This is a genomic window from Terriglobia bacterium, assembly GCA_020073185.1.
Classification (GTDB): domain Bacteria; phylum Acidobacteriota; class Terriglobia; order Terriglobales; family Acidobacteriaceae; genus JAIQGF01.
This window is the reverse complement of the sequence record JAIQFT010000018.1, coordinates 58,836-84,050: the sequence shown is the minus strand read 5'-3', so window position 1 is coordinate 84,050 and position 25,215 is coordinate 58,836. Positions and strand designations below refer to the sequence as shown.

At 63.0% G+C, this 25,215-nt stretch carries 19 protein-coding genes; 11 read left to right on the top strand and 8 right to left on the bottom strand.

The features are described 5' to 3' along the window. Positions 1 to 107: 107 nt before the first annotated feature. The 7 genes from LAN64_08945 to LAN64_08915 form a co-directional block, all read right to left on the bottom strand. A complete protein-coding gene (locus LAN64_08945) occupies positions 108 to 1,271 on the bottom strand; it encodes a hypothetical protein (GenBank protein ID MBZ5567963.1) in 1,164 nt (387 codons plus the stop codon). Positions 1,272 to 1,302: 31 nt separating this feature from the next. Beyond that, positions 1,303 to 2,349, bottom strand: a complete 1,047-nt coding sequence (locus tag LAN64_08940; GenBank protein MBZ5567962.1) for a hypothetical protein — start codon at positions 2,347 to 2,349, stop codon at positions 1,303 to 1,305. A 231-nt stretch (positions 2,350 to 2,580) separates the two neighbouring features. Then, positions 2,581 to 3,702 carry an aminofutalosine synthase MqnE gene (mqnE, locus tag LAN64_08935; GenBank protein MBZ5567961.1) on the bottom strand — a complete coding sequence of 374 codons (1,122 nt, stop codon included), beginning with the start codon at positions 3,700 to 3,702 and terminating at the stop codon, positions 2,581 to 2,583. A gap of 108 nt (positions 3,703 to 3,810) precedes the next feature. Continuing rightward, positions 3,811 to 4,632 carry a putative 4-hydroxybenzoate polyprenyltransferase gene (gene ubiA, locus LAN64_08930; GenBank protein ID MBZ5567960.1) on the bottom strand — a complete coding sequence of 274 codons (822 nt, stop codon included), beginning with the start codon at positions 4,630 to 4,632 and terminating at the stop codon, positions 3,811 to 3,813. Positions 4,633 to 4,793: 161 nt separating this feature from the next. Beyond that, positions 4,794 to 8,816: a translocation/assembly module TamB domain-containing protein gene (locus LAN64_08925; GenBank protein MBZ5567959.1), complete on the bottom strand. Its 4,023-nt coding sequence runs from the start codon at positions 8,814 to 8,816 to the stop codon at positions 4,794 to 4,796. After that, on the bottom strand, positions 8,813 to 9,553 hold the full coding sequence (locus tag LAN64_08920) for a SurA N-terminal domain-containing protein (protein MBZ5567958.1): 741 nt from the start codon (positions 9,551 to 9,553) through the stop codon (positions 8,813 to 8,815). Before LAN64_08920 ends, LAN64_08925 begins: the two co-directional genes overlap by 4 nt. Next, complete coding sequence (locus tag LAN64_08915) at positions 9,553 to 12,615, bottom strand: BamA/TamA family outer membrane protein (protein MBZ5567957.1); 3,063 nt, start codon at positions 12,613 to 12,615, stop codon at positions 9,553 to 9,555. Before LAN64_08915 ends, LAN64_08920 begins: the two co-directional genes overlap by 1 nt. Before the next feature lie 129 nt (positions 12,616 to 12,744). Between LAN64_08915 and LAN64_08910 the strand changes: the two genes are divergently transcribed. From LAN64_08910 to LAN64_08880, 7 genes are all read left to right on the top strand, one after another. Beyond that, a complete protein-coding gene (locus LAN64_08910; GenBank protein MBZ5567956.1) occupies positions 12,745 to 13,767 on the top strand; it encodes a ThiF family adenylyltransferase in 1,023 nt (340 codons plus the stop codon). A gap of 249 nt (positions 13,768 to 14,016) precedes the next feature. Beyond that, a complete protein-coding gene (locus tag LAN64_08905; protein MBZ5567955.1) occupies positions 14,017 to 15,462 on the top strand; it encodes an MFS transporter in 1,446 nt (481 codons plus the stop codon). A 347-nt stretch (positions 15,463 to 15,809) separates the two neighbouring features. Beyond that, a complete protein-coding gene (locus tag LAN64_08900; GenBank protein ID MBZ5567954.1) occupies positions 15,810 to 16,418 on the top strand; it encodes a sigma-70 family RNA polymerase sigma factor in 609 nt (202 codons plus the stop codon). Between the two features lie 43 nt (positions 16,419 to 16,461). Then, positions 16,462 to 17,073, top strand: a complete 612-nt coding sequence (locus LAN64_08895) for a hypothetical protein (protein ID MBZ5567953.1) — start codon at positions 16,462 to 16,464, stop codon at positions 17,071 to 17,073. Positions 17,074 to 17,111: 38 nt separating this feature from the next. Beyond that, entirely contained in the window at positions 17,112 to 17,960 is an 849-nt protein-coding gene (locus tag LAN64_08890) for a DUF4097 domain-containing protein (GenBank protein ID MBZ5567952.1), read from the top strand. A gap of 89 nt (positions 17,961 to 18,049) precedes the next feature. Continuing rightward, positions 18,050 to 18,673 (top strand): shikimate kinase, encoded by a 624-nt coding sequence (locus LAN64_08885; GenBank protein ID MBZ5567951.1) that lies wholly within the window; start codon positions 18,050 to 18,052, stop codon positions 18,671 to 18,673. A 34-nt stretch (positions 18,674 to 18,707) separates the two neighbouring features. After that, on the top strand, positions 18,708 to 19,445 hold the full coding sequence (locus tag LAN64_08880; GenBank protein ID MBZ5567950.1) for a hypothetical protein: 738 nt from the start codon (positions 18,708 to 18,710) through the stop codon (positions 19,443 to 19,445). 33 nt (positions 19,446 to 19,478) lie between these two features. On the opposite strand, the gene galT is transcribed toward LAN64_08880, so the two are convergent. Further along, positions 19,479 to 20,498 carry a galactose-1-phosphate uridylyltransferase gene (gene galT, locus LAN64_08875; GenBank protein MBZ5567949.1) on the bottom strand — a complete coding sequence of 340 codons (1,020 nt, stop codon included), beginning with the start codon at positions 20,496 to 20,498 and terminating at the stop codon, positions 19,479 to 19,481. Positions 20,499 to 20,669: 171 nt separating this feature from the next. Between galT and asd the strand changes: the two genes are divergently transcribed. The 4 genes from asd (at position 20,670) to dapA (ending at position 24,982) form a co-directional block, all read left to right on the top strand. After that, entirely contained in the window at positions 20,670 to 21,725 is a 1,056-nt protein-coding gene (gene asd / locus LAN64_08870) for an aspartate-semialdehyde dehydrogenase (GenBank protein MBZ5567948.1), read from the top strand. A 158-nt stretch (positions 21,726 to 21,883) separates the two neighbouring features. Continuing rightward, positions 21,884 to 23,263, top strand: a complete 1,380-nt coding sequence (gene lysC / locus LAN64_08865; protein MBZ5567947.1) for a lysine-sensitive aspartokinase 3 — start codon at positions 21,884 to 21,886, stop codon at positions 23,261 to 23,263. Between the two features lie 64 nt (positions 23,264 to 23,327). Beyond that, the gene (locus tag LAN64_08860; protein MBZ5567946.1) at positions 23,328 to 24,011 is read left to right on the top strand and encodes a 4-hydroxy-tetrahydrodipicolinate reductase; all 684 of its coding nucleotides are present in this window, start codon (positions 23,328 to 23,330) and stop codon (positions 24,009 to 24,011) included. A 65-nt stretch (positions 24,012 to 24,076) separates the two neighbouring features. Beyond that, positions 24,077 to 24,982 carry a 4-hydroxy-tetrahydrodipicolinate synthase gene (gene dapA, locus LAN64_08855; GenBank protein ID MBZ5567945.1) on the top strand — a complete coding sequence of 302 codons (906 nt, stop codon included), beginning with the start codon at positions 24,077 to 24,079 and terminating at the stop codon, positions 24,980 to 24,982. Positions 24,983 to 25,215: the final 233 nt, after the last annotated feature.

Sequence of the window (25,215 nt, the reverse complement as noted above, 5' to 3'; positions counted from 1 at the left end):
CTTACACGACACATTACGGCACATAATAAAAGCCCTCGGCAAAAACGGTAGCGGGTCAATGAAACTGACCCATCACCGCATAAACCGAGGGCTAAAACAACTGATCGCTACCCGGCTTTCTTCCCTTCTGTGTTCTGATCGGCGCGGAAGCGCAAGACGGCGGCTACACCGCCCGCCGCGACCAGGTCGGGATGATCGGGAATGTGGATGATCTCAATCCCCTTGCGCATCGCAATCCTGATCAGCGCGTCGGATACATCCTCCAGTTCGACCGTCCCGCGCCCGCACACGGCGCACTCCTTCACGCTATGGCTGTCAATGTGGCCGCAATTGCCGCACTGCACCGCCGGCGCGGCAAACGTGCGCGCCAGCAATAAGGTCTGCACCTCCCCGGTTTCCAGCGCTTGCAGCACGCGGCGCAGTCCGACGGCGCCGCGTCCGTTGCGCTGCGCTCCGCCCACGGCTTCCCGCACCAGGCCGGCGCGGCGATTGGCGCGGAACTCGTTGTACAGCGCCTCGCCCGCTTCCCGCACCTGCCCGATCGTGGCGCCGGCAGGGTCGATAGCAAATCGCCCCACGAAGCGCTGCCGCACGTACGGGTGCAGGTACGGATCGAACTCCGGCCAGGTCTCGTCGCGGCAACCGACCAGAAAACGATCGTAGCCGCTCTCCTGGAATTCCCTCATCCTTTCGGCCAGGCGCTTGTACCAGTGCATCGCCTCGTGCTCGACGTGGCGCTCGGTGTGCCCCGCGTCGTACCCGGCGAAGCCATCGCTGCGCCCGCGCCGCGGCAGCTCATTGGTTAGCTTTTCGCGCTCGTGGATTTCGTCCATCCATAGCTCGAAAAAGCTCGCCTTGCTCTTGTCTGCCACCACGATCAGCAACCGCGGCAGCACGTCGGCAATCGCGGTCAGCGGTCGCAGGTGAAACCTCCGGTCGACAAACACGCGCGTCTCGCTCAACTGCGGCGGCAAATCGTATTCCCGCCAGAAATTGTCCCTGCTGGAGGCAAACACCACCTTGGCGCGTCCGCCGTTTCCGTGCAGGTGCTCGGCCATGTTGAGGATTTTCTCCAGGTCCTGGCGCGCGCCGCCGTTTTTGCCGTTCTTTTCGGCTTCACGGAGAGCGTGCCGCACCAGGTCCTTCACCACGATCAGTTCCTCGCGGTGGGATTTGTCTTTGGGAGTGGACGGTTGATAGTAGAAACTCAGGGCACATCCTTCCTGGGACTCAAAACCTGATAGCTCACGGATGTTTTCACGCGTGATCATGCACTACTCCCAAGTGCCAAGAATGGCGTATTTAAGCGATTTTCGATTGCTGGAGAAACTTGTTCTTAGATTCATCGGGGACAACCAGGCTCATGCGCAAGTGTTCGCGCGCATGGGCAATGGAGACGCGCACCTGCTCCACCGGCCGACTGGTGATCAGGGCGATCTCGTCGGGTGTGAATCCTTCGATCGCATAGAGGAGAAAAGCTTCCCGGTCCTGCGACATGGCGCTCAGCAACGCCAACTCCACCTGGTTGACCATCTCGTCGCTGGCGGCGGTCGCCTCCGGGGTCGCGGCCTTGGCGTCGGCGATGAAATCGCGATTGCTCACCGCCTCGTCGGGCTGATGGAACTGCATCTGCAACTCGTCCGCGTCGTAGATATTGGTCTCGCGATAAGCGCCGTCCAGCGGAACGGAAGGCACTCCTTCGCCGTTCCGCCCCGCAACCATGTCAATAGCGCGGATCGCCAGCCGGTACAGCCACGGCTCCAGGCTCACCAGCTCCGGCTTTTCCTGCCCGTTGTCCAGTGCGTTGGCCACCGCTTCGTCCACGACCTCTTCCGGGCTGACCTGGTCGCGCCGTAGTTGCCCGACGCTCTCGCGGTAGCGCAGCTCGCGTTCCACGAAGCGGTACAGCCGCTCCAGGTTCGCGTTGATGTAGGTCGAGATGTCCTCGCCGGAGATGATGGCCGGCTGCACCACGGCAAGCGTCTGCTCGAACGGCACCTGCGACCGCGCGCGCAATCTTCCCACCCGCCGTCGCCGCGCCCATTTGTGTTGATTGCGCAGCATGTCCTTGTGCTTGGTGAGCTGCTCCACCAACTGTTCGAAGGTGGCCTTGATCGCCGCCGTGGGCGTCGGTCCGCTCTCCTTTGCCGCCAACTGTCCGGAGGGCAGCCGCAGGTTCAGCGCCACCAACACCCCCTCGCGTGCCTTGTTTTCTTCAATGATTGCGTGCAGATGCACCAGGTCCGAGCGGAAGACCTGCAGCCGCTTCCCCGCTTTTTGGATTTGCTGGTTGAATTCTCGTTCCAGGTCGGGAGTTTTGGAAACCTTGTAGCTGATGTGGACATTCATACTGAGCCTCGTCCACAGGCTTGAGCGCCTGTGAGCCCACAGCTATTACTGACAGAATTTTACACCTGCCTGTCTAGAAGCAAGCAGATAGTCAAGCGTTGTATGCGCCGATTTGCGGCATCAAACGTGCTGGAGCGGGAATGGTGCAGTCCCGGAATGGATTGCGACCGCGAGTTTTCGGGTGTATCGCGGAGTTTTTTGCTTGACTTGCAATTTGCGAGTCGCAACTCGCTATACCGCCACCGTAACCGAAGTCTCCGTCCGCGTCACCGGCCGATACAGCGTATCTCGCTCCACCGGCTCGCGCCCGGCTTCCTGGATCAAGCGGATAAGCTCCTGCCGGCGCAGACCCTGCGGCGTCGTTGCTCCCGCATCGTGATAGATCTTCTCCTCGATCACTGTGCCGTCCAGGTCGTCGGCCCCAAAGCGCTGCGCGATCTGCGCGATCTTCGGGGTCATCATCTGCCAGTACGCCTTGATGTGCGGGAAATTGTCCAGCACCAGCCGCGCGCTGGCGATGCTCTTGATGTCGGCAAATCCGGTGGTTGTCATCAGGTGCTGCAGCAGCGTGTTCGCCGGGTGAAACGCCAGCGGGATAAAGGTCTGGAACCCGCCGGTCTCGTCCTGCAGCCCGCGCAGTTTCAGCAGGTGGTCAACCCGGTCTTCGTCGTTCTCGATGTGCCCGTACAGCATGGTCGCGTTCGATTTCAGTCCCAACTGGTGCGCCAGCCGCGCGGTATCGATCCACTGCTGGCCGTCAATCTTGTGGTCGCAGATGATGTGACGCACGCGCTCGGCAAAAATCTCCGCCCCGCCTCCGGGGAGCGAATCCACCCCCGCTGCCCTCAGCTTCAGCAGCGTCTCCCGGATGCTGAGCTTCGCGATCTTCGCTAAAAACGCGATCTCCACCATGGTGAACGCCTTGATGTGCACCGCGGGAAAGCGCCTCTTGAGCCCGGAGATCAGGTCGAGGAAGTACTGAAACGGCAGCTCGGGATGCAGCCCGCCGACAATGTGAAATTCGGTCACCGCGTCGGTGTAGCCCGACGCCGCGGTCTGGAATGCTTCTTCCAGCGCCATGGTGTAGGCGCCGGGCGCGTCCTTCTTGCGGCCGAAGGCGCACAGCCGGCACGCCGCCACGCACACGTTGGTCGGATTGATGTGCCGGTTGACGTTGAAGTAGGTCTTGTCGCCGTGCATGCGCTCGCGCACGTGATTCGCCAGCCATCCGACGGCGAGGATGTCGTTGGACGCGTATAGCGCGAGCGCGTCCTCTGCCTCCAGCCGTTGCTGGGCGAGAACCTTCTCGGCAACCGGCTTCAGCCGCGCGTCGTCAGTCTGGAAAACGTGCATGGACACTTCTCAATGATAACGGATTTACCGCATACTGAAGAAGCGGGGCAACATGAACCAAGTAACCGCAAATGATGGGAACCTAGTCCCGTAGGGACGATTGAATCATCACACCAGAAAATTCGCCGTCACAAACCCCAGAAACACCATTGAAATCACGCCGTTCATAGTGAAGAACGCCGCATTCAGCCGCGACAAATCATTCGCCGACACCAGCGAATGCTCATACGCCAGAAGCACCCCAACCACCAGTACACCCGCAATCGCAATACCGCCCAGGCTGAAAACGTATACCAGCACGCCCAGCAAACTCAGCGTGACCACATGGAACGCGCGCGCGATCCACAGCGAGCGCGCAATCCCGAAAGACCGCGGCACGGAATGCAGCCCCGACTGACAATCGAAGTCGTAGTCCTGGCACGCGTACAGCACATCGAATCCGCCGCCCCAGAACGTCACCACCGCCGTAAGAATCAAAATTCTTGGATCAAGAGACCCGCGCACTGCTACCCATCCCGCCGCCGGCGCCAGGCCCATGGCAAATCCCAATACCACGTGCGACCAGCGCGTGAAGCGCTTGGTGTACGAATACAGAAGAATGACTCCCAGCGCGACCGGCGACAAATACAGCGCCAGCCGGTTCAACTCCGCCGCCGCCAATACCAGCAACAAACTCGAAACGACGACGAACGCCGCCACAAAATGCCGCGTCAGGGTTCGGGTGGGCAACGCGCGCGTGCGGGTGCGCGGATTGACAGCGTCGAAGGAGTGATCGGCAAGCCGGTTGAACGACATCGCCGCCGCGCGCGCCGCCACCAGTCCCACGGCGATCCACAGCAATTGCCGCGGTGCGGGTATGCCGCGCGCCGCCAGCACTGCCCCGGTCAGGCCAAAGGGGAGCGTGAGCACGGAGTGCTCCCACTTGATCATCTCCAGCGTGGTTCCCAAACTGCGCAGGATGGGCACGAACGAAATTCTAAAGGTCTGTCGGTCTTGCGGTCTATCGGTCAGTCTATCGGCTTGCGCTTTCTTCGCGGCTGCAAAATCGTACGCCCCCCGCCGACTGATCGACCGAAAGGCCGATCGACCATTCATCTCCGCCGCCGCTTGATTCGCACGTCGAACGACAGCACGCCGTACTGATCGCGCGTCGCCAGAATGGACAGATTGCGGCTGTAGTTATATTCCACCTGGATAATCTGCTGCCCGGAGTGCGTGATGTCGGTGACGTAGGTGACGGTGAAGTCGCGCGTGACCTGCTGCTCGATGGTCAGCCGGGCGTTCGGGTCTAGCGCCTCCGAACCTGCCACCTCCGGCGAAATCTTGATGCGGCTCACCCCGAAGAGCCGCTGCATGCGCGTGCTGCCCGCCGAATTCAGCGCCTGGCTGAGAATAGCGCTGGAGGCCGACTCGGTGAAGCTCGGGTTCGCTTCCGTCGCCATCACCGATTCCTCGCGCGTGCGCCCAAACGCCAGCAGCGCGATGATGTCCGAGGTCGGCAGCGGCGGATCGGAGCGATAGGTCGTGCCCAGCCGGTCCAGCGGTCCGTGGAAGCCCAGCGTGATGTCGTAGTCGCGGACCCGGGTCGTCGCCTCCACGTCCAGCACCGGCTCGATGCGCACCGGGTTGCTGAAGGAAATATCGCCGCGCTCCAGTTGATAATTCGTCCCATTGAGCGTGACCTGCCCCTCGGTGACATTGACCTTCCCCAGCAGGATCGGCCGGCTCGCCGTACCGCGCAGATTCAGGTCAACGCCCCCCGTCAGCCGCGCTAGTGAGGTCTGCACCTGCAACTCCGGCGTCGAGACCACGCGCACCGCCAGCCGCAGGTTGTTCAGCGGCGACCGCGGATTGGGAGGCCCCGGCGCCTGCCGCGCCCGCGCGATGGCCAGTCCCAGGTCGAATTGCGGCGTCATGCCGAAGCGCGTTACCGTCACCGTCCCCGTTAACGTCGAACTGCTGGTCGTCCCGCTCAGCCGCAGATCGCAATCCAGGACCGTACTCACGCCCTGCGGGTAGCGCAGCCGGATGCTCCTGCCCTGCCCCGTCAGATTGAACGCCAGCCCGTTGGCGTAGCTGACGAACCCTCCCAAGGTCATTGTCCCGCCGCCGCTGGTCGCGGTCAGCGACTGGATCTGCATCCGGTCTTGGTTGAAGACGATAACGCCATTGATATCGCTCAGCCCGTTCGGGAAATTGACGTGCGTCAGCGTCGCGTGGTTGAACTTCGCCCGCCCGAACAGCACCGGGCGGGTCAGGTCGCCGCGCGCGTTGATGTTGAACTCCACCATGCCGCCGGCGTGCAGCGCCGGATTCCAGATTTGCAGCAGCTTCAGGTGAACGTTGCCCTCGGCGCGCAGGTCGAGCGCCCGCGCCCCGCTGAGCGCAATCGTGCCTGTCGCCGTCATCTGCGTGTTCTCTTCTCCGGCGAGACGGAACTGCTCCAGCGTGACCACCTGGCTGGCCACCTTGAAACGCAGCGGCCCATCGTTGTGCACGCGCACGTTTTCCATCTCGGCGGAAAACTCGCTGATATCGCCGGTGATGGTGAGCAGCCGCGGCTGCCGCAGCGGCCCCGCCAGCGTCACCGTGCCCGTGATCGAGGAGTGGCCTGTGGCCCGGCCTTGCAGGAACCCATGAAGCAGCGCGTCCACGTCAAGCCGCGTGAAGCGCAACGCCAGTTGGGCGGGGAAATCGTCGTACATGTTGACCGTGCCGTCGAGCATGAATTCCGCCGCCGGGCGGTCCGATCGCGCCGTGATCTTCATCACGCCCGCGCTGGTCACCGCTTTGGCGTCCACGTTCCCCATCCGCTCTTGATTGAGGACCACGTCGCGGAGGTGCAGGTCGGCGTCAACCACCGGGCGCGAGGTAGTTCCCGACCCGCGGGCGTTGAAGTCGAGCCTCCCCGCCACCGACAGCCGCGGTAACTGCAGTTGCTTGAACTGCGCCAAGCTGAAGTTGCTGCCCTGCAAGTGGAAGCGAAATCCCGTGCTCTTCAGGTTGTACGCGGCGGTGCCGGTGACGCGCGCCCCGTTATGCGCAATGATTAGGTTGGAAAGCTGCGCCTCTTGGTTCGCAAAGACCACGTCCGCGCCGACGCTGGGGTAAGCCTCGCCTGCCAGCGTCGCATTCGTGATCCGCAGGTGCCCTGAGCCGATGGGATCGTCGGCCGTGCCTTTCACCTGCAACGAAGCCGTCGTCACCCCGGTTAGCGGATAGTCAAACCCGAAAATTCCCTGCAGATCGTTGACCTGGAAATTGCGGATTTCCGCGCTCAGCGTCAGGGGCAGCGTCGTTCTGAACTCACCCTGATCCAGCGCGGTGGAGAAGGTGAACAACAGGTCTTCCGTGCCACGGCGCAGCCGCGCGTTGTTGAGCGCGAGTTGGCTCCGCGAATAGCGCAGGTGGGCGGTGAACGAATCGAAGTGCGCCAGGCGCGCCGGCGCCGACGCCTGCTTCACGCTGGCCAGCCGCTTCAGCGGCACTGGCAGCGTGAAATCCGCCAGCCCTACTTCTCCCGCCAGTTGCGGCGCGGCCACCGTGCCGGTCAGGGCGCCGGTAAACGTAGCGCGGCCGGTCAGGCCTTCGGGCAGCCGCGTCGCGCCGCGCAGCGAAGTCAGCAGCGCATCCAGGTCGCGCAGATTGCCGACCTTGAGCGCCACCCGCAGATGGTTGTTGCGCGCCATCGTGCCCGACGCTTCCAGGGTCAGCGAGCGCGCGGTCGCGTTCAGCTCCACCAGATCAAGCGCCAGCGTGTCGATGGCGTAGCTGCCGCGGATCGTCGCCTGCACCGGCAGTTGCTGCGGCGTCGCCCGCACCGGCGTCACCTGCACGCCGAAGCGCGCGTGCGAATGCGCCGGCGACCCACGAAAGGTCACGTCCAGGGTGCCGCTGGCCAACCCCACCGGATTCAGCTTGTTCGCCGGTAGCGCGCGGGTGGAAATCGCCGCCGCGATCCGCGACACCGACAAGGCCCGCAGCCGCAGGTGTGCCACCCCATCCGCCGCCGGCGACACCAGCCCTGCACGCGCGCCCGGCTTCAGCGCGCTCGTCCAGTTGCGGATTTCCAGGTTGCCGGTGACGCTTCCGCCGAGCGCATGCGCGAACAGGTGCGGAACGGTCAGCGTGTTGTGCTCGGACTTGAATTCCGCACCGCCGTCCAGATCGGGAATGCGGATCGCCGGGTCGCGATACTCCAGGTTCTGCATCCGCACCATGCCCGACGTTGTGAAGTCCTCGGCGGTGAACGCGCCGCTGCCTTTCAACTCCAGCACGCCGCCTCGCAGCTGTGCCAGCCGCGTGAGATCGCCGATCTGCGCCAGGTCCAGTCGCGCCTGGTAATTCATCGTCACCCGCGGATGGTTAAAGTCGTCCATCCGGCCTGCCCCCTCCACCAACGAATTCCCCGCGCCCAGCTTCACCGACTTCACTTCGAGCTGGTTGCGCGCCAGGCTGAACGTCGCCGACACCGACGAATCGAACGGCTCGTAGTCGCCGTACGCCAGCCGGATCGTCTGCGCGCTGATGCTGCCGTCGTAGCGCTGCATCACCACCGCGTACGACATCTGGGCCTGCAAGTCTCTGGCGGAGAGGTCGAGCGGTACGCGCCTGTCATTCAGGAGAAGCACGCCGTCGCGCACTTCCACCCGGTCAGCCTGCAGCGCAAACAGCGGCTGCAGCGACGACCCGCTCCGCCCCGCCTTCGGTGTTGGCTGATTTGTGCTGCCGTCGGGATGAACAATAAGGTGAATCACCGGCCGATTCAGCTCCAAATACTGCAGCCCGATCTTTCTTCTCGCCACCGACACAACCTTCAGTTGCAGCGCCACCCGGTCGGCGTGCACGTACGGCGCTTCCTTCGGCCCTTCCAGCCCGTGAATGGTAAGATTTTCGGCGGCCAGCGACAGCTTGCTGACCTTCCACTCTACCTTCCCGAGTTCGACCCGCCCGCCGGTGACGCTCTCCAGCCGCGCCACCAGCCGCCCGCGTAGGTAATTGTTGAATCGCGCGCTGGTCAGATACCACGCCGCGCCAGCCACGATCGCCAGGACCGCGATTCCCACCATCGCCGGCAACAGCCTGCGGCGCGAAACGTGAGCGTCTTCCGTCATCGCGCCTCCGCCGGAGCTCTCGGCAAGCGCGGTGGTTGCGTTTGCTGGGGTGAGCCTGACGTGGTGTTTCCGGCCTGTGGCGGCAGCGCCGACGGTTGTATGTGGATCTCGCTCTGCTGCCTCAGGTCGCGGAGCAACTCCGCCAGTTGGGTGTCCATCAATTCCTGCGACAGGATTTCCTCGATCTGCGACGACACCTCCGCCAGGGGCACTTCCTTCGCGCCCTTCTGCTTGAGTTGCGGCAGCAGCTTGTCGCGGTAGTATTCCTCGATGCTCCGCCGGTTCACGCGCACCGTCGGACGCAGCCGCGCGTCAACGAAGCGCAAAATCTCCAGTTGGTCGGTGATGCGTTCGTCCACCTCGCTCTGGGTCAGCCCATAGCGCTGCAGCGCCGCTTGCCAGCCCGCGTCATCGGCGGCGCCCGGAATCTGCTTGCGGATTTCCTGCAGGCGTCGGTGCAGCTCCTCTTCCCCGATCGGCTTTAGCTGGAACGTACGAATCTGCTGCCGCAGTAGTTCCTGGTCAATCAGCCTCTCCAGCGCGCCGCGCGCCGCCTCGGGCGTGAACTGCAGTTCTTTGCGATCAAGAAGCGCCTCGCAGCGCAGCGCCACGTCCCAATCGCTTTGCAGGATCGGTTGCCCGTTCACCGTCGCCACCAGGCGGTCGATGACCACCTGTCCCGCCGACACGTCCGCGCCGGCCAGCAACAGCAGGACGACTTGGAGCGCGCGCCGCATCAGAACGTCTGCCCGATGCTGAAAATGAAATTGAAGTGCCTCGCTGTTTGCCAGTGAAAGGGCGCGAAGTTGTTGCTCGCGTCCGGGTACACGCCGAACACCGGCGGATTGAAGTTGTACCCGAAATCCAGCCGCGCCGGGCCGATCGGCGTCCGGTAGCGGATTCCCCCGCCCACGGCGTGCGAAATGTAATTGAAGTCGCACTGCTTGGCCGTGCTCGCCTGCGTGCACAGGCCGGGGTGCGGCTGCGACCATTTCAACAGGCTGTTGAACAGGTCGTGCGGCGTCGCAAAAACGTTGCCCGCATCGTGAAAGATGACGAACCCCATGTTGTTGCCGAGCCAGGGCAGCGCCACGGTCGGCGTGCGCAGCTCGAAGCTGTTCACCACCATGGCATTCCCGCCCAGCGGCTCGCCGGTGGTGAGGTCGCGGGGGCCCGCCTGGTTGATGGCGAATCCGCGTAGCGAGTTCCCCCCGCCAGCGAAGAACCGCTCTGGCAGCGGCAACAGGTCCGTCGGCCCGAACGTCTGCGCCAAACCCACTCGCAGGTTCCGGGCAAACACCCACCGCCGCTTATGAAAAGGATGATACGTCGTGTTTTGCCCCAGGAAACGCCCGAAAGTCGCTTCCGACCCAAACACTCGTGCCGCGACTCCCGTGTCGAAGGTATTGTAATTTCCGTTATGGGTATCGATGGGGTCGTCCCGCCGGTCGCGGATGTAGGTCAGGCTCGGCATGCCCACGCGCACCGGTTGTGAGAACAGCGGCACCAGGATGGGCGAGATCAACAGGTCGCTGGCGCGCACACGGCGGTACGTCAGCCGATAAAGCAGGCTCGTGGCCTTGCTGACGATCTGCTCCAACTGCATGGAACCTTCCAGCCGCTGCGAAGTAAACGTGCGCACGTCGAGCGAATTGTCGTAGAACGCGCTCGCGGTGAACCGCAAATAATCGGTCGCCAGAAAGTGCGGCGCGTCGTAGATGGCCAGCGCCCGCTGTTCCAGCCGGCCCACGTGCGAGCTGAAACTCATGGTGTGGGCGCGCCCTCCGAAGTTGATGCGGGTTACGTCGAAGCTGACGCGCGGACTCACCCCGGTGGTGCCCTGCGGAATCTCGCGTGTGCCGAATGCCCCGCTCTGCACCTCGATGCCGAAGCCGTAGGTGAAATTCCACCGTCGCGCTTCCTCGAATTGCAGGTACAAGTCCTTGTAGCGCGACTGCCCGTCCGGGTTCTGCACCGCCATGTTGACCGCATTGAACACGCCCAGGTCATAGAGCCTCCGCTGCGTGTCCAGCATTCGCGACTGGCTCAGCGGGTCCTTCGGCTTGATCTGGTACTGCCGCTTGGCGATGCCCGGTTTGGTGTAATGCAGCCCCGAGTCGATAATGCGATCCACAAATACCTGCGGCCCTTCCTGGATGAGATAGCCCACGGTTTCCCGCGTCGCATCGCCCTCCACCGGCTTGGCCGACGCGGTAAACGTCGCGTCGGGGAAGCCGTGGTCGAAGTAGTAATTCAGGATGGTATCGCGGTCCTGGGCAACGTTGGTTTCCGAATACGGCTGCCCCTCCACCGTGGTCAACAAGGGCCGCAATTGGTCTTCGGCGATCACCTGCGTGCCGGCGATCGCCAGCGACGAAACCAGCGTCTGCGGCCCCTCGTCAATCTTGATGAACACCGCCATCCGCCCGACCTGCCCGCCGTAATCGTCCTGGAAGCTGCCGCTGACCTTGACGTGCTCGAACCCGTTGGCCAGGTAGAGATCGCGGACGTTATCGGTGTCGCGCGTGAGCAACTCCTGGCTGAACCGCCCGTGCCGCATCAGCAGGCTCGCCGGTTGGATCGCCATGCGTTCCCGGATAAGGCCCCTCGCAAAATACTTGTTGCCCTCGATATAAATGTTCGTTAGCTCGTGCTTCGCGCCCGCTTCGACGGTGTACACGATCTCCACCCTCTGCGGCTGCTGAGGGTCGTGCCGATGGGTGTACTCCACTACGGCATCGAAGTAGCCCTGCGTCTGCAGGTAGTCGCGCAGGTTGCGCCGGCCCTCGTTGAGCAGGTCGTCGTCCACCGCGTGCTCTTCATACACCGGGATGTACCGCCGCAACTTGCTCTCGCTGATGCTTGCCCCCGACACGCTGATGTTCACCACCGGCCCGCGCACGATGCGGAACACGTAGTCCAGCGTGTTGCTCTCCGCCTGATACCGCCGGTCGGTGATCGAGATCTGCGCTTCCAGTCGCTCCATCTTGGAAAAGCGCTTGCGCAGCCGCGTTAACGCCCGTGTGGTGTGCTCGGTGTTCACCTTGTCACCCGGGTGCAGCTTGGCGATGCGCAGGATTTCCTCGTCGCTCAGCCCAGGGCTGCCGTCCACAGTCACCCGTCCAATCCTCGCCAGCGCGCCCGGCGTCACGCTGAAATGCAGATTGATCTGCTGCAACTCAGGATGGCGCTCCTCGTTTACCGTGATCGTCCCCTGGAAGTAGCCGTTGTCGGTCAGCAGGCTCTTCATCCGCTGCAGGCCCTGCTCAACCGCCGCTGGGCTGTACAACTTCCCCAGTTCCAATTTGCTGGCGTCGCGCAGTTGCGCCGCGCTCGGCCGCTTGGGTGCGCCGGACACCGTGGTCGCGCCGATAAACAGGTTTTCCGTGGCCACAAACACCAGCGAGACTTCGTTCTGCGGGCTGCGTTGCGCCTCCACCTGCAGGTCTGCGAATCGCCCGGTGGCGTACAGCGCGCGCATGGCGCGGCCCAGCTTCTGACGGTCCAGCGGCCCGCCCAGGTTTTGCGCCACCAGTTGCCGCAGATGCTCCGTCACCGGCGCATCGGCCTGCAAGCCGCGGAACTCCACCTTCCCCACCGGCAATCCCTGGTAGGGGTTTAAGTTGCTCAGCGCGGCCACCGCCGACGAACTCCGACTCGCCGGCCCAGGTGGGACCGCCATCGCCGCCGGTTGCTGCTGAGCCGAGGCGCACACTACCCCGCAGACCAGGACCAATACACCCAATCGGCGCCCCGCATCTGCCCGGTTTTGGCGGATGTGGGTCTTCGACAATGCCATGCCTGATGTCAAAGGGCTGTCCGGGTCTCTGTTTCGATGAGCTTGGGCTGGAATTCTGTTGCTCTGCTTCGGCCCGGAGCTCAGCACTATCGCCACTTATAATACTGTGTGACCCCAGCAGGGCCGGCAATGTCGTTGACTCCCGAGGAACGCTATTCGCGCCAGGTGTTGTTCCACGGCATCGGCGCTGCCGGCCAGCAGCGCCTGCGCCAGTCGCGCGTGGCCATCGTCGGCTGCGGCGCCACCGGCTCGACCGTGGCGGGACTGCTGGCGCGCGCCGGTGTCGGAACCGTTCGCATCATCGACCGCGATTACGTCGAGCCCAGCAATCTCCAGCGCCAGGCCCTCTTCGACGAGGCCGACGCCGCCGAATCCTTGCCCAAGGCGATTGCCGCCGCGCGCAAGATCGCCGCCTGCAACTCCGATATCGTCGTCGAACCCCACGTCGCCGACCTCACGCCCGAGAACATCGAGCAACTACTGGCCGGCGCGCAACTCATTCTCGACGGCACCGACAATTTTGAAACCCGTTACCTGATCAATGACTACGCGGTGCGCGAGCGCCTCCCGTGGATTTATGCCGCCGCCGTCGCCAGCTACGGCGTGACCATGAACGTGCTGCCCGGTGAGACCGCGTGCCTCGCTTGCGTTTTTCCCGAGTCGCCACGCGGCAGCTTTGAGACCTGCGATACCGCCGGCATCCTGAATTCGGCGGCCGCAACCGTCGCCGCCATCGAAGCCACGGAAGCTCTCAAGTTGCTGGTCGGCGCCACCCAGACCATGCGCAACACGCTGCTCTCCTTCGACCTCTGGAGCAACCAGCGCTCCGAAATCACGGTTCAGCACGCACGCGCCGATTGTCGCGCCTGCGGTGAGCGCGACTTCGTCCACCTCGCCGGCAAGCAGCGCCCGCACATCACCCTTTGCGGGCGGAATTCGGTGCAGATCCACGAGCGCCAGCGGCCCATCGACTTCGACGAACTCACCCAGCGCCTCCAACCGCATGGAACCGTGCGCCACAACGAGTTCGTCCTGAAGTTCTGGCGCGACCCCTACGAACTGACTCTCTTCCCCGACGGCCGCGCCATCATCAAGGGCACCACCGACACCGCCATCGCCCGCAGCTTCTACGCCCGCTTCGTCGGCTCATAAGCGTCTGTTTGAGAATCAGTCTGAATGATTGCCGGTGGCACGTAACCGCAACAGCGGAGCCCCAACGGGGCGGTTGAAAATAGCCCGTCGCTTCAGTGACGGGACATGGAGGGAAAAATCGTCCAGTGCCGTGGGCACGACTGAGCATTCTCACACAGGTCGTAGGAGCAGCCCAAAGCCTGAAGCCCGCAGCCTGCTGCCTGTCTTCTGATATTCTCACCTCTTCCGCGCAAATGCGCGGAGCTGCCCATGAGCGATTCCACAACCAATCCTGCCGCTGCGGCGAGGCTGGAGCCTTCCCGCTTCTATCGCTGGGCGGTGCTGGCCATCATCAGCCTGGCGATGTTCGGCAATTACTACGTGTACGACTGCATCGCTCCGGTGGCCGACCTGCTCGCCAAGCAACTGCATTTCTCCGACTCCAACATCGGCCTGCTGCAGGCGATTTACAGCATTCCCAACGTGTTCATGGTGTTGGTGGGCGGAATCCTGGTGGACCGGCTGGGCCTGCGCAAGTCCACGCTCATCTTCGGCGCGCTGTGCACGATTGGGGCAGCAGTAACGGTCGCTGCGCCGCAGTTGCAGGTCATGGCTGCGGGGCGGCTGATCTTCGGGCTGGGCGCGGAATCGCTGATCGTGGCGGTGACCACAGCCGTGGCCAAGTGGTTCCGCGGCAAAGAACTCAGCTTCGCCTTCGGCATCAACCTGATGATTGCCCGCTTCGGCTCCTGGCTGGCGCAGAACTCGCCGACCTGGGCCAAAGGCGCGTATCAAAACTGGCGCTCGCCGCTGCTGATCGCGGTGGCGTTTGGAAGCCTGTGCATCATCGGCCCGCTGATCTACTGGGTCATGGAAGTCTATGCCGAGAAAAATTATGCGCTCGGACAGGCCGGCCCAACCGACAAGGTTGACCTCAAGGAATTCAGCCAGGATTGGAATTGGCGCGATCCGGTGTGGATTGTTTTCGCTGTTGCGCTGATCGCCGTCGCGCTCTATCCCGAAAGCGACTGGACGTATTTTTTCTGGGCTGTCGTGACCGTGGTCGGAACCAGGCTGTTGATCACCAGCCGTCGAATGTTCGGCATCTCCTATCTGTATATCGTGCTGCTCTGCATTACCTTCTATTCCGCGATTTTTCCCTTCGAAACTTTCGCCATCAAGTTTTTCATCGAAGCGCACGGCACCTCGCGCGAGCTGGGCGGCTTCCTGGTCAGCATTCTGACGCTGTTCACCATGTTCGGCACGCCGGCCTTCGGCCTGGTGGCGGACAAGATCGGGCGGCGCACGCTGCTCATGATGGCCGGCTCCTTCCTGCTGATTCCCGTGTATCTGATGATGGCTTACACCAGCATCTCGCTCTACGTGCCGATGGCCATGATGGGGGTGGCATTCTCGCTGGTACCGGCGATCCTTTGGCCGTCGGTGGCTTACATCGTGCCGCAAGCGAAGCTGGGAACCGCGTACGGGCTGATGACTATGATCCAGAACATCGGCCTGGCTGGATTCAACCTGACGATCGGCTGGGCCAATGATCACTCCCACGCCGGCGCCCAGAATCCTCGCGGGTACGCGCTGGGGATGTGGATCTTCTCCGCCTTGGGCTTCTTCGCCGTCTTTTTCTCCTGGCTGCTGCGCCGCAACGAGATGGGCCCGAACTCGCACGGGCTGGAAACCATTACGGCGAAAAGCTCGTAACAGGCAAGAGGGCTGTCCCTTGCCCACAAATGCTCGCAACCCATTGAATACAAGATAGTTCGTAAATTTCCTTTTAGAAGCAAAGGGAGCATCCTCAACATTCTTCGAATCGCGTTAATATCCTTATGGTAAACGGTGCTCACCGGAAATTGCCGCCGTAACGCTAAGCTCAGGCAACCAAAGCACCCCTTCTGCTCTCTCTAGTGCAGCCGCGCACCGACTTAAGCTAATCTAACTGGTCTTGGCGTTAGCCAGTAGCGGTCCTGTTGGGCGCAGCTCAACCTGAAAGTGATTTACAACGGCCCGCTATTGAGCCGCATCTCAATGAAAGCGGCCTGAAGAAGGCATTGACACAGCAAAAGAAAACCATAGCGTCCGGGCTCTCCGAGGCTGAAGCGATCGAAAGAGCCAAGCAGGGCGACGGGGAATCGTTTGCCGGGCTGTACGCCCTGCACAAGCGGCGTGTCTATTCGCTTTGCCTGCGCATGACGGGCAACATCGCCGAAGCGGAGGACCTGACGCAGGAGGCGTTCCTGCAGCTCTATCGCAAGATCGCCACCTTCCGCGGCGAGAGTGCATTTTCCACCTGGCTGCACCGGCTGGCGGTCAACGTGGTGCTGATGCGCCTGCGCAAGAAGGGTCTGCCGGAAGTTTCGCTGGAGGAGAGCCTGGAACCACAGCAGGAGGACGGCCCAAGAAAGGACATCGGGGCGCGCGACAACGTGTTGGCCGGCTCGATCGACCGGCTCAACCTGGAGCGGTCGATCGAGAGTCTGCCGCCCGGCTATCGCATTATTTTCGTATTGCACGATATTGAGGGATACGAGCACAACGAGATTGCCGAGATGATGGGATGTTCTATCGGCAACAGCAAGTCCCAGCTCCACAAGGCGCGCATGAAGCTGCGCGACCTGCTCAAGCCCAGCAGAGCCGAAAAGGCCGCCAAGCGGGCTTGAGGAGGAAATCGTGATCGGGCTGGGAAACCGGGGAGAGGGAGTCATGAGCTGCGCAGAATTTCAAAGGGTCCTACCCTACATCATCGAGACCGGGGGAAATGCGGAGCAGGAACGACACCTGCGCGAGTGCGCGGTCTGTTCCGACCTGGTCGCAGACCTGAAGTACATCGTCGAGCAGGCCAAGCTGCTGGTGCCGATGGAGGATCCTTCCCCGCAGGTATGGGAGGGCATTAAGGCTTCCTTGGAGCGCGAGGGGCGGATCAAGCCCGCCCGCTCCAGGGGGCGCCTTCTAGGGCCCATCTCGTGGATCGCAGCGCTGGGGGTGATCATCCTGGTGGTCTTTAGCGCATTCCTGGTGGAGCGCAGCCGCCAGCAGCAAGCCGCTGCTAGCGTCGAAAACATTACCCCGCCCTTGCAGACGGTTTCCCTGAACACCGTACCCACCGAGCAGGACGACGAACTGTTGCTGCAGCAGGTGGCGGCGTCACGTCCGAGCAGCGCCTCCACCTACCAGAGCACTCTCCAGCAGGTTAACGCATCCATTGCGGACGCAAAGAAGACGCTGGAGCAAAACCCGGACGACGAGGACGCGCGGCAGTCGCTGATGCGGGCCTACCAGCAGAAAGCGCTGCTCTACGAGCTGGCAACGCAGTGAATGGAGTTGAGCCCCGGCGAGTGCGGGGCGGCAAGGAAATGTCAAACACCTCACGCAGCGCGACCCTGGGCCTGCTGGCAGTCATCGCCCTGGCAACGACCGCTTCTGCCGCCGGCAAGAAGGAGTTCCGTTATACGGTGACACGCGGCGCAACCATTTCCGTGGTCAACGATTACGGGTCGGTACGGCTGCGGGCTTCCGTTGTGAACCAGGTGTTGGTGAGCGCGACGCCGGGTTCGTCGAAGGTCGAGGTGGATGCGGCGCAGAATGGCAACCGGGTTGCAGTGCGCACTCGTTTCCTGCAGAAGACCGGCGAGAGCGATGGCCGCGTGGAGTACGACCTCCAGGTTCCCGCCGATGCCAACGTGATGATTCGAACCGCCAGCGGGCCGGTACAGGTGCAGGGCGTCGGCGGCGATGTTTCGGTGGACGTCGACACCGGACAGGTCGAAGTGCGTGACGGCAACGGGCATGTGCGGGTGCGCACCGTCGCCGGGCCGATTACGCTGAGTAACCTGAACGGCGGGTTCGTGGAAGCGACCTCGGTGGGCGGGTCGGTGATGCTGAATCATGTCGTGGGAAGGGTCGTGTCGGTAAGTACCACCGGCGGGGCGATTGCGTACAGCGGCGATTTTGGCGGCGGCGGGCAGTATTCGCTGACCACCCACTCCGGCAATATCGATGTCAGCCTGTCGCCGAGCGCGTCGGTGGACGTGACTGCGCGCACGGTCGCGGGCACAGTGGAAAATGATTTTCCTCTCCAAGCGCCCGTCCATCCCATCATGGCGCTGAACCAAGGCAAGTCGTTCGCAGGCACGTCGAATGCGGGCGCGTCGGCCGTGAGGCTGCGTACCTTCAGTGGTAGAATCCGAGTCAAAAAGCAGTAGTCAGTGGTTGGTAGTGAGTAGTTCGCGCGTGGCGCTGCAAGCGACGAATGTCGTTGCGAAGGGCGCGCGGTCGCTTCGGCGGTAAAGGTTTGGCCATCGACCAACGACCATCGGCCATCGATCGAATTCTCCTCGTGGGATTCATGGGCGCGGGGAAAACCACGGTCGGGCGGATGCTGGCGCAGCGGTTGGGATGGAGCTTCGTGGACCTGGATGACCGCATCCGCGAGCGCGAAGGGCGGGAGATCGGGGAGATTTTCCGCGATTCGGGGGAAGAATATTTTCGCAAGGTGGAGGGTGAGTGCTTGCGGGCGCTGCTGGAAGGAAAGGAAACGCAAGGTCCCTCGACTCGGACGCGCCAATCCGCCGCGCAAAACCGGCGCGGCCGGTTGATGGGCGCGTGCGCGCTCGGGATGACCGCGGATAAAGGAGTCGTTGTTGCGCTCGGTGGCGGAGCGTTTGTGCGGGCGGAGAATGCCGCCCTGCTGCGGCAAACGGGCGCGCCGGCGATCTTCCTGGATGCGAGCGTGGAAGAGCTGCGGCGGCGGTGTGCCGGCCAAGCAGTCGAGCGCCCGCTGTTTCGCGGCGAGAACCAATTTCGCCAGTTGTACGAAGCGCGGCGCAGCGGTTACATGGCAGCGGACTTGCGTGTCGAAACCGGCGGCAAGACGCCGGAGCAGGTTGTGGAAGAGCTTTTGGCTGTTCGTTTTTAGGCGTTGGCCTGTTACGGTAATGGCGAGGGCACTCATGAGGTCTTCACGAAGAATCGCGCTGCTGCTGATCGCGATATCCGCGGTGGGTTTCGCCGCGGACAAAAAAGCTGCCGCACCGGTGGGAAATGTCGTGGACTCGGGATCGTTCGGAATCTTCGTGCATGGGAAACGGGTGGCCACCGAGAAGTTCCAGATCGAGCAGATGGCGGACATGAGCGTCGCGAAGTCGGAATTCAAGGTCGAGGAGGGCGCCACCAAGGCGGTGCAGACTGCCGAACTGGTAATCGCGCCCAACGGCGACCTGCGGCGCTATACGTGGAACGAGCTCAGCCCGACCAAGGCGCAGACGACCATCGAGCCGCAAGATCGGTTCCTGGTGCAGCACATCAGCACCGGGCCGACCGTCAAGCCGATTGATCAGCCCTACATCCTGCCGCCGTCCACGGTGATCCTAGACGATTATTTCTTCTCGCAGCGGGAAGTGCTGGCGTGGCGCTACCTGGCAGCCAACTGCCGGCCTGAGCCGGGCAGCCCGGCCTGCAAGTTGCAACCCGCTCAGTTTGGGGCGCTGATCCCGCGGCAGAGAACGTCGTTGCTGGTTAACATTGCCTATGTCGGACTAGAGACGGTCAATGTGCACGGTCAGAAGCGCGAGCTCAGCCGCTTCAACTTGCAGAGCGAAGGCATGGATTGGGGGCTGTGGCTGGACAAAAACTATAAACTGATTCGCATCTATATCGCAGCCGACGCGACGGAAGTGGTGCGGGATTAGGCTTCAGGTTGCAGGCGCATTAGGAAATAGGACCTAATCCGCCTCCGCCGCGGCCAAATCCACCTTCTGGTTGCGCAGAAACTCCGCCGCCGCTTCCGGCAGCACCGTGTTGATGAACATGCCGGAACCGAGCTCGAAGCCGGCGATGCGCGTCAGGCGCGGGATCACGCTCAAATACCAATGGTAGTAGAGAACGCCGGCGTTCTCGTGGGGCGCGGTGCGAATGGTGTAGTTGAAATCCGGGTTCTGCAATCCAACGTAAAACTTGGCGAGCACGGTCTTCAGCACCGTGGCGAGATCCACAATCTCGGCGTCGCCGATGGCGCCGAAGCTGGCCATGTGGCGGTGGGGATAAATGTAGGTGGCGAACGGGGTGGAAGAGGCAAAGGGCTCGACGGCGAAGAAGTGTTGGGTGGTAATGACCACGCGCGTGGGTTCGGCGAGATCCTCTTGGATGGCCTCGCAGAAAATGCACTCGCCGAATTCGTCGTAGTGGCGCAGGGCTTCGTACACACGGTGGCGGACTTGCGAGGAGATGACGGGGGTGCCGATCAACTGCGAGTGCGAGTGCTCGAGGCTGGTACCGGCGCCGACGCCATGGTTCTTGAAGATGGTGACGTGGGCGATGCGCGGGTCGGCGCTGATCTCGGTGAAGCGCCGCCGGTAGGCGCGCAGGATTGCGGCGACGTTTTCCACCGGCAGGAGCGCGGTGGTGAGCGCGTGGTTCGGCGTCTCGACGATGACCTCGTGAATGCCGACGCCGTTCATGCTGCGGCGCGAGCGCTCGATCTTGCGCCAGGGCTCGCCTTCGCGGGAAAGCGCGGCGAATTTGTTGGGCACAATGCGGACCTCCCACTTGCCATCACCGGGGATGGCCATCACCGCGGGCGGAGCGAGCCGCTCATTGCCAGGGCAGAACGGGCATTTCTCCGAATAGGCGGGCAGAGGCGGACGGGAGTCGCGCTGGACGCGGAGATCCTCCGGGCGCTTGGCGCGCTCCGTCGCCATGATGACCCACTCCTTGGTGAAGCGGTTCTGGCGAAGCTCCGGCATGGCGCCTCCGTCGGGGACCACGGACCTCCCCCGCTGAACAGCGGAGCTTATCACCGCGCGAACAGAAAAGAGCAGCGCGGAATTCGTGTAAAATCCGAAATATCCTTTCCGGAACTTGTGCGCTGGTGCGAGCATCCTCCGGCCCGGTGACCGGAAGAGGGCTACGACGCCATGCCATCGAAAATCCCTGTGGGAATCCTGGGCGCGACGGGAGTGGTCGGACAGCGGTTCATCCAACTGCTGGAGCACCACCCGTGGTTTGAGCCGGCGTGGCTGGCGGCGTCGGACCGCTCGGCCGGGCGGGTGTATGGGGAAATCGTGCGCTGGCAGCTGCGAACGCCGATTCCCGCGCGCCTGGCGCGGATGAAGATTTCCCCGGCGACACCGGAGGGAGCGCCGCGCGTGATCTTCGCCGCGCTGGACGCCGGCATCGCCAGCGAACTGGAGCCGTGTTTCGCCGCCAGCGGATGCGCCGTGGTTACCAACTCCAGCGCGCTGCGCATGCAGGAAGACGTCCCGTTGGTGGTTCCCGAAGTGAATGCCGATCACGTGAGGGTGATCCGCGCGCAACGCTGGCGGCAGGACTGCGGCGGATTCGTGGTCACCAATCCGAATTGCTCCGCCATCGGGCTAGTGATGGCGCTGGGGCCGTTGCATCGGAGCTTTGGCCTGCAGAAGGTGATGGCCGTCACCATGCAGGCGGTCAGCGGGGCGGGCTACCCCGGGGTGGCGTCGCTCGACATCCTCGGCAACGTGATTCCTTATATCGCGAACGAGGAAGAGAAGATGGAGGCGGAGACGCGCAAGCTGCTGGGCCGCGCCGACGCGTCGCGCATTCACTCCGCCGAGTTCGCCATGAGCGCGCAGTGCAACCGCGTGGCGGTGGAAGACGGGCATACCGAGTCAGTGTCGGTAAAGCTGGAGAAGCCGGCGCGGGCGGAAGAGATTATCGAGGTGTGGCGCAGTTTTCGCGGCGTGCCGCAGGAGTTGCGGCTGCCCAACGCGCCGGAGCAGCCGGTAATTTATGACACGGCGCCCGACCGGCCGCAGCCGCGCTTCGACGTGGACCGCGGTGCGGGCATGTCGGCCACGGTAGGCCGTCTGCGGCCGTGCGGCGTGCTCGACTGGAAGTTCACGGTGCTCTCGCACAACACCATCCGCGGCGCGGCGGGCGCGGCGTTACTCAATGCCGAGCTGCTCAAGGCGCAGGGATACCTCGGAGACTAGCCGTCGATTCAAATGACCGTTTCTAGCCACAGAGGACACGGAGGAAACACAGGAATAGCAATTTCCCTGGGCGTCGGTATTCGTCTGCCGGCGACGAACTGTTTTCTTCAGATTGAAAAACCTGTGTGTCCTCTGTGGCTCGATTCCGGGGGCCGCCGATGATTGTGATGAAATTCGGCGGCACCTCGGTGGAAGACGCGACGGCGATCGCGCGCGCGGCCGACATCGTGTGCAGCCGGCTAGCGCAGGACCCGGTGGTGGTGGTCAGCGCCATGGCCAAGGTCACCGACCAGTTGGTGGCGATGGCCCGGGCGGCGGGTTCGGGCGACCGCGAGAGCGCGCTCCAGCTCTCGCGCGCGGTCCGCGAAAGGCACTACAACGCGGCATCGGAGTTGCTGGGCAGCGCGGTCTTCGGACAGCTTCACAGCGAACTGGAAGCGGATTTCGATGCCCTGGACGAGTTGCTGCGCGGCATCGCGGCGGTCGGCGAGTTGACGGCGCGCACCACCGACAACGTGCTCTCCTACGGCGAACGGCTTTCCAGCAAGCTGGTGACGGCGGCTTTCCGCTCGCATGGGCTGAAAGCGGTGCTGGTCGACCCGCGCGAGTGCATCGTCACCGACGCGAATCACGGCAAGGCCATCCCGCAGATGGACGACACCAACGACAACGTGCGCGCGCGCCTGCGTCCGCTGGCGCTGAAGAAGTGCGTGGCGGTGATGGGCGGTTTTATCGGGGCGACCCGCGAAGGCACGACCACGACGATCGGCCGCGGCGGGTCGGATTTCTCCGCGGCCATCGTGGGTGCGGCCTTGGGCGCCGAGCGCATCGAGATCTGGACCGACGTGGACGGGATGAAGACCACCGATCCCAACCTTTGCCCGGACGCGCTGCGCATCAAGTCCATCGGATTCGAAGAAGCGGCGGAACTGGCGTATTTCGGGGCGAAGGTGCTGCATCCCTCCACGCTGCTGCCGGCGATTCAGAAAAATATCGCGGTGCACGTGCTGAATTCGCGGAACCCGGCCAACGAGGGAACGCGCATCACCGCGCGCGCGCCGCACTGCCGCAACGCGTTCAAGGCAATCGCGGCCAAAAAGCGGATCACGATCGTGGATATCGTGGCGACGCGCATGCTGGGCGCGCACGGGTTCATGAAGTCCATCTTCGAAGTGTTCGACCGGCATCGCTGCGCGGTGGACGTGGTGTCGACCTCGGAGGTGAGCGTCTCCCTGACGGTGGATTCCAACGAGGCGATCCCGGCGATCGCGGCCGACCTGGAGAAGATGGCGGACGTGCAATACCGGGGGCGAAACGCGATCGTGTGCATGGTGGGCGACGACATCCGCGAGACCCCTGGCGTGGCGGCGAAGGTGTTCACGGCGCTGGGTGACATCAACGTGCGCATGATTTCGCAGGGGGCGTCGGAAATCAACATCACGTTCGTGATCAACGAGGACGACGTGCCCGAGGCGGTACGCCGGCTGCACAACAAGTTTTTCGCCGATCCGGACCCGGAAGTCTTCGCGAGAGACTAAACACGCAGTTCCTAGTTTCTGGTTTCTAGTTTCCAGTGCCGCGTTGGAATGACCGGGAGGCATCATGAATTTGCTACTTTTGGGCCGCGGGAAGACTGGGTCGCTGGTGGCCGAGGTGGCACGCGAGCGCGGGCATGCGGTAACGGTGTTCGGGAGCGCCGACAACCAAGGCGCGCGCAAGCTCACGCCCGGGCTGCTGGAAACAATCGACGTGGTCATCGATTTCACGACTCCTACGTCGGTGGTAGAGAACATCGCGGCCTGCATTCGGTCGCACGCCAACCTGGTGGTGGGCACGACCGGGTGGTACGGCGAGTTGCCGCGCATTAAGCCGCTGGTCGAGCAGAGCGGAATCGGATTGCTGTATGCCGCGAATTTTTCCATCGGCGTCAACCTGTTTTTCGATATCGCACGCGCGGTCGCGCCTGCCGTGCGCTACGGCTACCAAGGACGGATCCTGGAGAGACATCACGTACATAAAAAGGATGCGCCGTCGGGTACGGCGGTGGCGATCCGCAACGTGATTCGCGACACGGTGCAGGCGGAGCTGCCGATCGAGTCGGAGCGCGAGGGCGACGTGGTTGGGATGCACCAGGTAACATTCGAATCGGCGGGCGACAGCATCACGCTGGTACACGAGGCCAAGTCGCGACGCGGATTTGCCGAGGGCGCGGTGCGGGCGGCGGAGTGGCTCCAGGGCAAAAGCGGGTTCTACGATTTCAAAGACATCTTCCGCGAATTGCGCTAAAGTTCACCGTTCACCGGGCCGAGAATTTAGACTGTACGAATCGATTTCTTCATCACAGGTGATTTATGAAGCAGATTTATGGCTGCGGCACAGCCATTGTCACGCCCTTCAAGGCGGACGGATCGATTGACGAGCCCGCGCTCAAAGACCTGGTCGCATGGCAGGTCGAGAGCGGCATTGACTTTCTTGTCCCCTGCGGCACGACGGGCGAGACACCGACGCTGTCGCGTGAAGAATGGCTGCGGGTCGTCGAGGTGACGATTACGGTGGCGCACGGGCGCGTGCCGATCGTCGCCGGCGCAACCTCAAACAGCACGCAAGACGCGGTCGAGAAGGCGAAGACCGTGGCGGCGATGCAGGGCGTGGACGCGATCCTGACGGCGTCGCCGTATTACAACAAGCCGACGCAGGAGGGGCAGTACCAGCACTTCCGGGCGATCGCCGAGGCGGTGGACAAGCCACTGATCCTGTACAACGTGCCCGGCCGCACGGGCGCGAACCTGGAGCCGGCGACGCTGGGCCGGCTGGCGCAGATCTCGAAGATCATCGGGGTAAAGGAGGCCAGCGGAAATATGTCGCAAATTGCCGATGTGTTCAACGCCGTACCGGAGAGCTTCCTGGTGTTCTCGGGCGACGACGCGATGACGCTGCCGGTGATCTCGCTGGGTGGCGTGGGCATTATTTCGGTGGCGTCGAACGAGATTCCGCGCCAGATGACCGAGATGACGCGCGCGGCGCTGGGCAACGATTGGAAGAAGGCACGCGCGATTTGTCGGCGCTACCTGCCGCTGATGCAGGCGAACTTTATCGAGTCGAATCCGATCCCGGTGAAGGCGGTGCTCGCCATGATGGGCAAGATCGAGGAAAACTACCGGCTGCCGCTGACGCGCATGAAACCGGAGAACCGCGCCAAGCTGGAGAAGATCGTGCAGCATCTTGAACTGGGAAAGATGGCGAGCGTGGCGTCGTAGTGGTTGGCAATTGGTGGTTAGGAGGCGGCGCCCGGTGATGCCGGGCGTTTTTTGTGCGGCGGCGAGTTTGTGTTGCAGATCCGCCGCTACGCTGACAGGGCTACTCGTAATCGGTGGCCACGCTCTCGGCGGTAATCGAACCATTTCATTGAAGTCCGGATTCCGTCGGGGGCTAAAGCTCGCATTATTCGCGGCTCCGACGGCACGGCTGAAGCCGTGCCCTACGCCATTCA

Bases quoted from the DNA above. Each gene is read 5' to 3' on its own strand.
- LAN64_08945 (MBZ5567963.1), bottom strand. From the start codon at position 1,271: ATGATCACGCGTGAAAACATCCGTGAGCTATCAGGTTTTGAGTCCCAG.
- LAN64_08940 (MBZ5567962.1), bottom strand. From the start codon at position 2,349: ATGAATGTCCACATCAGCTACAAGGTTTCCAAAACTCCCGACCTGGAA.
- mqnE (MBZ5567961.1), bottom strand. From the start codon at position 3,702: ATGCACGTTTTCCAGACTGACGACGCGCGGCTGAAGCCGGTTGCCGAG.
- ubiA (MBZ5567960.1), bottom strand. From the start codon at position 4,632: ATGATCAAGTGGGAGCACTCCGTGCTCACGCTCCCCTTTGGCCTGACC.
- LAN64_08925 (MBZ5567959.1), bottom strand. From the start codon at position 8,816: ATGACGGAAGACGCTCACGTTTCGCGCCGCAGGCTGTTGCCGGCGATG.
- LAN64_08920 (MBZ5567958.1), bottom strand. From the start codon at position 9,553: ATGCGGCGCGCGCTCCAAGTCGTCCTGCTGTTGCTGGCCGGCGCGGAC.
- LAN64_08915 (MBZ5567957.1), bottom strand. From the start codon at position 12,615: ATGGCATTGTCGAAGACCCACATCCGCCAAAACCGGGCAGATGCGGGG.
- LAN64_08910 (MBZ5567956.1), top strand. From the start codon at position 12,745: ATGTCGTTGACTCCCGAGGAACGCTATTCGCGCCAGGTGTTGTTCCAC.
- LAN64_08905 (MBZ5567955.1), top strand. From the start codon at position 14,017: ATGAGCGATTCCACAACCAATCCTGCCGCTGCGGCGAGGCTGGAGCCT.
- LAN64_08895 (MBZ5567953.1), top strand. From the start codon at position 16,462: ATGAGCTGCGCAGAATTTCAAAGGGTCCTACCCTACATCATCGAGACC.
- LAN64_08890 (MBZ5567952.1), top strand. From the start codon at position 17,112: ATGTCAAACACCTCACGCAGCGCGACCCTGGGCCTGCTGGCAGTCATC.
- LAN64_08880 (MBZ5567950.1), top strand. From the start codon at position 18,708: ATGAGGTCTTCACGAAGAATCGCGCTGCTGCTGATCGCGATATCCGCG.
- galT (MBZ5567949.1), bottom strand. From the start codon at position 20,498: ATGCCGGAGCTTCGCCAGAACCGCTTCACCAAGGAGTGGGTCATCATG.
- asd (MBZ5567948.1), top strand. From the start codon at position 20,670: ATGCCATCGAAAATCCCTGTGGGAATCCTGGGCGCGACGGGAGTGGTC.
- lysC (MBZ5567947.1), top strand. From the start codon at position 21,884: ATGATTGTGATGAAATTCGGCGGCACCTCGGTGGAAGACGCGACGGCG.
- LAN64_08860 (MBZ5567946.1), top strand. From the start codon at position 23,328: ATGAATTTGCTACTTTTGGGCCGCGGGAAGACTGGGTCGCTGGTGGCC.
- dapA (MBZ5567945.1), top strand. From the start codon at position 24,077: ATGAAGCAGATTTATGGCTGCGGCACAGCCATTGTCACGCCCTTCAAG.